The organism is Tardiphaga sp. (genome assembly GCF_044336785.1).
Lineage (GTDB): Bacteria > Pseudomonadota > Alphaproteobacteria > Rhizobiales > Xanthobacteraceae > Tardiphaga.
The window spans coordinates 1-6734 of sequence record NZ_JBIIOT010000161.1 but is presented as its reverse complement, the minus strand read 5'-3'; the positions used below and the strand labels follow the sequence as shown (position 1 = coordinate 6734).

Annotated in this window: 11 protein-coding genes; 8 read left to right on the top strand and 3 right to left on the bottom strand. The window is 62.4% G+C overall.

Features of this window, described 5'->3' with window-relative positions; translation table 11 throughout:
• The first annotated feature begins 300 nt into the window (after positions 1-300).
• The 7 genes from ACIQ2A_RS25050 to ACIQ2A_RS25020 all read left to right on the top strand — a co-directional run bounded on the left by ACIQ2A_RS25050 (position 301) and on the right by ACIQ2A_RS25020 (position 4212).
• Positions 301-798, top strand: a complete 498-nt coding sequence (locus ACIQ2A_RS25050; protein WP_398484615.1) for a DUF3016 domain-containing protein — start codon at positions 301-303, stop codon at positions 796-798.
• A 15-nt stretch (positions 799-813) separates the two neighbouring features.
• Positions 814-1158 carry a Lin0512 family protein gene (locus ACIQ2A_RS25045; protein ID WP_398484613.1) on the top strand — a complete coding sequence of 115 codons (345 nt, stop codon included), beginning with the start codon at positions 814-816 and terminating at the stop codon, positions 1156-1158.
• 11 nt (positions 1159-1169) lie between these two features.
• Complete coding sequence (locus ACIQ2A_RS25040; protein WP_398484617.1) at positions 1170-1829, top strand: TenA family protein; 660 nt, start codon at positions 1170-1172, stop codon at positions 1827-1829.
• Between the two features lie 101 nt (positions 1830-1930).
• Positions 1931-2521, top strand: a complete 591-nt coding sequence (locus ACIQ2A_RS25035; protein WP_398484611.1) for a cupin — start codon at positions 1931-1933, stop codon at positions 2519-2521.
• Between the two features lie 71 nt (positions 2522-2592).
• Entirely contained in the window at positions 2593-2958 is a 366-nt protein-coding gene (locus ACIQ2A_RS25030; protein ID WP_398484609.1) for an ArsR/SmtB family transcription factor, read from the top strand.
• Positions 2955-3485, top strand: coding sequence for an SRPBCC family protein (locus tag ACIQ2A_RS25025; RefSeq protein WP_398484607.1), 531 nt, complete (start codon positions 2955-2957; stop codon positions 3483-3485). Before ACIQ2A_RS25030 ends, ACIQ2A_RS25025 begins: the two co-directional genes overlap by 4 nt.
• A 31-nt stretch (positions 3486-3516) precedes the next feature.
• Entirely contained in the window at positions 3517-4212 is a 696-nt protein-coding gene (locus ACIQ2A_RS25020; RefSeq protein ID WP_398484605.1) for a DUF899 domain-containing protein, read from the top strand.
• 39 nt (positions 4213-4251) lie between these two features.
• Here the strand turns inward: ACIQ2A_RS25020 and ACIQ2A_RS25015 are convergent, their stop codons facing one another.
• Both ACIQ2A_RS25015 and ACIQ2A_RS25010 read right to left on the bottom strand, forming a co-directional pair.
• A complete protein-coding gene (locus ACIQ2A_RS25015; protein WP_398484603.1) occupies positions 4252-4770 on the bottom strand; it encodes a carboxymuconolactone decarboxylase family protein in 519 nt (172 codons plus the stop codon).
• An 82-nt stretch (positions 4771-4852) separates the two neighbouring features.
• Entirely contained in the window at positions 4853-5404 is a 552-nt protein-coding gene (locus ACIQ2A_RS25010) for a peroxiredoxin (RefSeq protein ID WP_398484601.1), read from the bottom strand.
• Positions 5405-5563: 159 nt separating this feature from the next.
• Between ACIQ2A_RS25010 and ACIQ2A_RS25005 the strand changes: the two genes are divergently transcribed.
• Entirely contained in the window at positions 5564-6463 is a 900-nt protein-coding gene (locus ACIQ2A_RS25005; RefSeq protein WP_398484599.1) for a LysR substrate-binding domain-containing protein, read from the top strand.
• Here ACIQ2A_RS25005 and ACIQ2A_RS25000 read toward each other — a convergent pair.
• Positions 6464-6734, bottom strand: a 271-nt coding sequence (locus tag ACIQ2A_RS25000; protein ID WP_398484597.1) for a peptide deformylase, incomplete at its 5' end; no start/stop codon positions are given.

Genomic DNA, 6734 nt, shown 5'->3' with positions numbered 1-6734 from the left:
ACCGTGATGCTCTGCAAGCCCTTGACCTCGACGGCATCGGCGCCACCTCCCGCGGCTCCGCCAGCATCGATCCCGGCTGCGCGCGAGCCCGCCGAGCCCGTTTCAATCGTCCCGGAGACGGCTGAATCAGACACAGTCGCGCCAGCGCCTGCGAATGGCCCTGCGCCAATGTCCATTGCACCGAAGGTGCAATCGCTGCCTTGAACAATTGCAAAGTGGCAAGGGTCTGCGCGCCAGACTGTGGCCGCATTGATACGTGTGGATGACCGTCGTGAAACGGCACATGCGTGGAGATCAGCCATGGTGAAACGAACGATCCTTGCGGCGGCGCTGATGATCGCAGCCTTCGCGCCAACGCATGCCCTTGCCGGCGTCAATGTCCGCTTCATCGATCCCGACGGGTTCACCGATGCCGGCTCGAGCGGATTTCGCTCGGCCGATGCGGGCGTGCTCGCCGAGATCAAGGCCCATCTGCAACGACTGGGCGGCAGGTTTCTCGCGTCCGGCCAGAACCTGACCATCGACATTCTCGACATCGACCGCGCCGGCATGGACGAGCCATGGCGCGGCGGCAGCATGGGCGATGTCCGCATCATGCGCGGTGTCACCCCGCCACGCATCAAACTGCGTTACGTCCTGGCCGACAAGGGCAGGCGGGCGCGCGGTGGCGAGGAAACGCTGACTGACATCAATTATCAGATGAACCCGTCCGCGCGCTTCGGCGGCGATCGCCTGGTCTACGAGAAGGCATTGCTCGACGACTGGTTCCGGCGCATGTTCCCGCGCGACAGGTTCTGAAAGAGGAAAGACCAGATGGCACGCGTGCGCTGTATCACCGAGATGGGCATGGGCGTTGACGTTCACGGGCGTGACGCCACCAAGGCAGCCAAGCGCGCAGTGTCGGACGCGATCCGGCATTCGAGCGTCGGCTTCTTCCGCATGGTCGGCAAGACGCCGCACGACATGTTCGTCGATGTCACCGTCGCCGTACCAAACCCCGATGATGTCGATACGGACGCGGTCGCCAAGGAACTGCCTTACGGCACGGTGACCGTGAAGGCCGTCAAGGGCGGCCTGGAAATCCCCGCCGAAAGCGGCACGGATGCCATCATCATCGCCAATGCGGCGGTGCTGGTGAGCCTCGAAAACGACGCGTGAGCGTGGGATCGATGGACATCTTCGATCGCCTCAAGGCCGCAGCCATCGATGACTGGTCGTCCTATGTCGATCACGATTTCGTCCGCCAGCTCGGCGCAGGCACGCTGCCCGAGAAGGCCTTCCGCACTTATCTCGTGCAAGACTATCTGTTCCTGATCCAGTTCGCCCGTGCCTATGCACTGGCGACCTACAAGAGCCGCACGCTCGACGACATGAAGATCGCGCAAGGCGGGCTCGCGTCCATTCTGGGCGAGATGGAATTGCACATCAAACTGTGCGGCCGCTGGGGCCTGTCACCGGCCGACATCGAAGCTGCACCGGAATTGCAGGCGACGGTGGCCTATACGCGCTTCGTGCTCGATTGCGGTGCGGCCGGCGATCTGCTCGATCTCCATGTGGCGCTGGCGCCCTGCGTCATCGGCTATGCGGAGATCGGTCGTAAGCTCGCGCCTGATGGCGCAGATGCGCTCGGCGATCATCCCTATCGCGAATGGATCGGCGAATATGCCGGTCCTGGCTATCAGGAGATTGCTGCGAATGCGCGCCGTCATCTCGACGATCTCGCCGCCCGCGCAATGACCGAGCGCCGCTTCGGCGAACTCGCCAAACTGTTCGGCCAGGCGTCACGGCTCGAAGCCGATTTCTGGCAGATGGGGCTGGATGCGCGCTAGCGCGCGCACCGCGATCGATCGCACATTTGCGTCAGTGGTCATCCATTCGCCATCGCCTGCGTTATCGTGGGCATCGGCAACGCGGCAGCAAGGATCATCTCATGTCGGACATGGACAGGCGCGATTTCGGACTGATGGTCGGCGGGCTCGGCCTGCTTAATGCATTTCCGGCATCCGCAACCGGCGCGCCAGCAGGGCCCGAGGTGTTGCAGCTGAAGCGCAATGGCTGGGTACCCAACAATGAGCGGCTGCCGGTGCTGCATTATCGAAATGTCCTGGGCGACGTTCAGCGTGATCATGCAAGCGCGCTCGAAGATCTGTTCCGGCGCAACGGTTGGCCGCCGCAGTGGCGCAACGGCGTGTACGACTATCATCACTATCATTCCACGGCGCATGAAGTGCTGGGCTTTGCTGCCGGCACCGCGAAGCTGATGCTGGGTGGCCCCAACGGCACCGAGGTCATCGTGAAGTCCGGTGATGTGGTGCTGCTGCCCGCCGGCACCGGCCACTGCCGCATCGAGGCGAGCCGCGATTTTCTCGTGATCGGCGCCTATCCGCCCGGCCAGCAATGGGACATCCGCCGCGACGCGCCGAGCCCCGAAATGGTTGCTCGCATGGCTTCCGTGTCAGTGCCGTCATCCGATCCGGTGGCAGGTGAGAGTGGGGCGCTGAAAGCGCTATGGCCGTCCTGATTTTATTTTAAAGACGGGAATCCTCAACCGTTTGGTTGACAATCAGGGTTGGCAGGTTCATATTCAACCGCATGGTTGAATTGCTTGCACCCCAGCTCGACACCGTTTTTCACGCCCTCGGCGACGCAACCCGGCGGCAGATGCTGCGCGAACTGGTGCAAGGCGAGCGCACGGTCGGTCAGCTCGCCGAGCCGCACAAGATGTCGCTGGCGGCAGCTTCCAAACACATCAAGGCACTCGAGAGTGCGGGCCTGATCCGCCGCGAGGTGCGCGGGCGCACGCATTGGTGCCAGCTCGCGCCGGGGCCGCTGGCCAGCGCGCATGAATGGCTGGGCTTCTACGAGCAGTTCTGGACCGGTCGGCTGGATGCGCTCGAACAACTGCTCCACGCCGACGATGCAGCAAAATCAAAAAGCATGACAGGAGAGAAGCGATGAACGACATCACGCCATCGGCCTATGGCGCGCTCACGGGGCCTGCCGAACTGACCATCCAGCGCCTGCTGCCGGGCCCGATCGAACGGGTCTGGGCCTATCTGACCGACAGCGATCTGCGCAAACAGTGGCTCGCGTCGGGCGACATGCAGATGAGCGTGGGCGCGCCATTCGAATTCGTGTGGCGCAATGACGAACTCTCCAATCCGCCTGCGAAGCGGCCCGAGGGATTCAGCGCGGAGCACCGCATGCAGAGCGAGATCGTCGAAGTCGATCCGCCGCGCAAGATCACGTTCACCTGGGCACCGCGTGGCGAGGTGACATTCGAGCTCAATCCGCAAGGCAGCAAGGTGCTGCTTACCGTGATCCATCGCCGCATCAGCGATCGTGCCAATACGCTCAAGGTCAGCGCCGGCTGGCATACGCACCTCGATGTGCTGGTGTCGCGTCTGAATGGCGAGGAGCCAAAACCATATTGGGACGTCTGGCAGCGCCTGCACGAGGAATACGGGGCACGCCTGCCAGATTGAACCTGCGGTCAAACCGACGAGGGAGGTCACGATGCAGAACACCGTCGTTTCGCACGAAGACTGGCTGAAGGCGCGGCTCGACCTGATGGAGGCCGAAAAGGCGTTCACACGCCAGCGTGATGAACTTACACGCCGCCGCATGGCGCTGCCATGGGAACGTGTGTCAAAGCCTTATCGCTTCGACAGTGAAAGCGGCGAGTGCACGCTCGCCGATCTGTTCGGCGATTGCTCGCAGCTCATCGTCTATCACTTCATGTTCGGGCCGGACTGGCAGGAGGGCTGCAAGTCCTGCTCGTTCTGGGCCGATAATTTCAATGGCATTCCGGTCCATCTGAAACACCGCGACGTTGCCTTCACGGCCGTGTCGCGGGCGCCATTGCAGCGATTGCTGGCTTATCGCCAGCGTCTGGGCTGGAGCTTCCCCTGGGTCTCGGACCGCAGCGATTTCAGTATCGATTATTACGGCGCATTCCCGCCGGAGGATCTGGCGAAGGGCGAGACCTACTGGAATTACAAGGTCCAGCCGAACACCACGTCAGAACAGGTCGGCATCAGCGTGTTCGCGAAGAATGACGCGGGTGAGGTGTTTCACACCTATTCGATCTTCGGCCGCGGCGTCGAGGAAGTAAACGGCGCCTATCATTTCCTCGACATGGTGCCCAAAGGCCGCGACGAAGACGGGCTCGACTTCACCATGTCATGGGTACGGCGGCACGATCAGTATTAAGCCAAGGGCGATCGGGCACGTGCCCGATCGCCCTTGTTATTACGCAGCTTCCAGCCCGATCGCCACCGACTGGATGATCGAACCGAAGCGCACCGCAGCCTGGATCACCTCGGTGGAGACGCCGGCCTTGCGCAGCACGTCTTCATGGGCGTCGATGCACATGCCGCAGCCATTGATCGCGGAGACGGCCAGCGACCACAATTCGAAGTCGATCTTGTCGACGCCGGGATTGGCGATCACATTCATGCGCAGCTTGGCCGGCATGGTCTTGTAGTCCTTGTTCGTCGCCAGATGCACGAAGCGATAATAGATGTTGTTCATGCCCATGATGGTCGCTGCCGCCTTGGCGGCCGTGATCACGCTGGCATCCACCTGGCCTTCGGCTTCGGCGATCAGCGCCTGCTTCACCTCGGCATTGCGCGAGGCGATCGCGCAGGCGACGAACAGGCCGTATTTCTGATTCTTCGACAGCGTCTCGTCGGACGCCATCGAGGAGAGGTTGAGGCGGGTGTCCTTGGCAAAGTCGGGCAGCTTGGATTTCAGGGCGTCGATCGACATGATGATCCTTCGAAATATGTGAGAACGAAAACGGCGGGCCTTTCGGGCCCGCCGCAAAAACGGTGCAGCGAAAAGGAGCTGCTTACGCTGCCGCCAGCGTCTCGCCGCCGACTTCGCGGTTGCAAGGGCACAGTTCGTCGGTCTGCAGCGCATCGAGCACGCGCAGCGTGTCCTTCGGGGCGCGGCCGACATTGAGGTTGGTCGCGTAGATGTGCTGGATCACGTTGTCCGGATCGACGATGAAGGTGTAGCGATAGGCGACGCCTTCCGGCGAGCGGATGCCGAGGCCATCCACCAGCGAGCCGGTGGTATCGGCGAACGACCAGATCGGCAGCTTGTTGAGATCCTTGTGGTCGCGGCGCCAGGCCAGCTTGACGAATTCGTTGTCGGTGGAGCCACCGAGCACCACGGCATCGCGATCTTCGAAGTCCGAAGCGAGACGCGCGAATTCGGCGATTTCGGTCGGGCACACGAAGGTGAAATCCTTCGGATAGAAGAAGATGATCTTCCACTTGCCGGGGAAGCTCGCTTCCGTGATCGTCTCGAAAGCCGAGACGCCGGCTTCCTCGTGATTGTTGAAGCCGGGCTTCACGCCGGTGACGGAAAACGACGGAATGGTCTGGCCGATGATCATGGGGGCGATCTTTCACGTTAGAGGCGAGGCGACGAGCCGGTGCAACAATTGATGCGCCTTGCTCTGGGCCTGATTTCCATGGTTTAGGTGCAGTGCACCCAAACCGTCAAAACGATTAAACCGAAACTTGAATTCGGTTTTGTCGATAGGAATGCGACGTTGATCAACGTCAATTTGCGCCACCTGCATTATCTGGTCACGCTCACCGAAGCCGGCTCGTTTTCGGCTGCGGCCACTGCGGCGCATATTTCCCAATCGACACTGACCTCGGCGATCCAGGGCCTCGAGGAAGAGCTCGGTGGCCTCCTGATCGACCGCTCGCAGCGCCGTGTCACGCTGCTGCCATTCGGCGAGGCCGTGGTGGCGAAGGCGCGGCATATTCTCGATCAGATCCAGCAACTGCCGGGCCTCACCGCCATCGATGGCGCGCCGCTGACGACAAAGCTGCGCCTCGGCATGATTCCGTCGATCGCGCCCTTTGCTTTGCCAAAGCTGCTGCCGGCGTTGCGTGCACGCTATCCCGATCTCAGCCTGAAAGTGCGCGAAGGCCTGACGCAGGATCTGCTGCGCCTCATCGACAGCGGCGAACTCGACGCCGCCTTCATCGCCCATGTGCCGCCGGAAGATGATTACGCCCATGCCGTGGTGGCGCGCGATCCGTTTTCGCTCGCGGTGCCGGCACAGCATCGCCTTGCCAATGCCAGCGAGGCCAATGTCGGTGATCTCGGCGAGGAGACGTTGCTGCTGCTCGGGCAGGGCCATTGCCTGCGCGAGCACGTGCTCTCCGCGGTCGGCCGCGGCTTGCAGCCCGGTGCAGAAGACGTGCGCGCGCATTCGATCACGACGCTGGTGCAACTGGTCGAGAACGGCATGGGCGTCACGCTGCTGCCGGACATCGCCATCAAGGCCGGTGCGATCGCCGGCACCAGCCTGCAGCTGATCCCGTTCGATGGCCCGCGCGCGTCGCGCACCTTGGTGCTGGCCTGGCGCCATCGCAGCGTCCGCGAGGCCGATTTCCGCGCGCTGTCGGCGCTGCTCGGCGAATTGTTCGAGGCCTGATCAGGCGCGCGAGATTTTCTCGAAGCGCTTGATGATCCGCTCGCGCTTCAGGCGCGACAGGCGCTGGATCCAGAACAGGCCATTGAGCTGATCGATCTCGTGCTGATGGCACACGGCACGCAATCCGTCGGCCTCTTCTTCATGCGCGGTGCCATCGAGATCGCGATAGCTGATCCGCACGCGCGCGTGACGCTGGATATCGTCATTCACGCCCGGCATCGAGACGCTGCCCTCCTGATGCATGATCATCTCGGGCGCCGCCCAGATCATC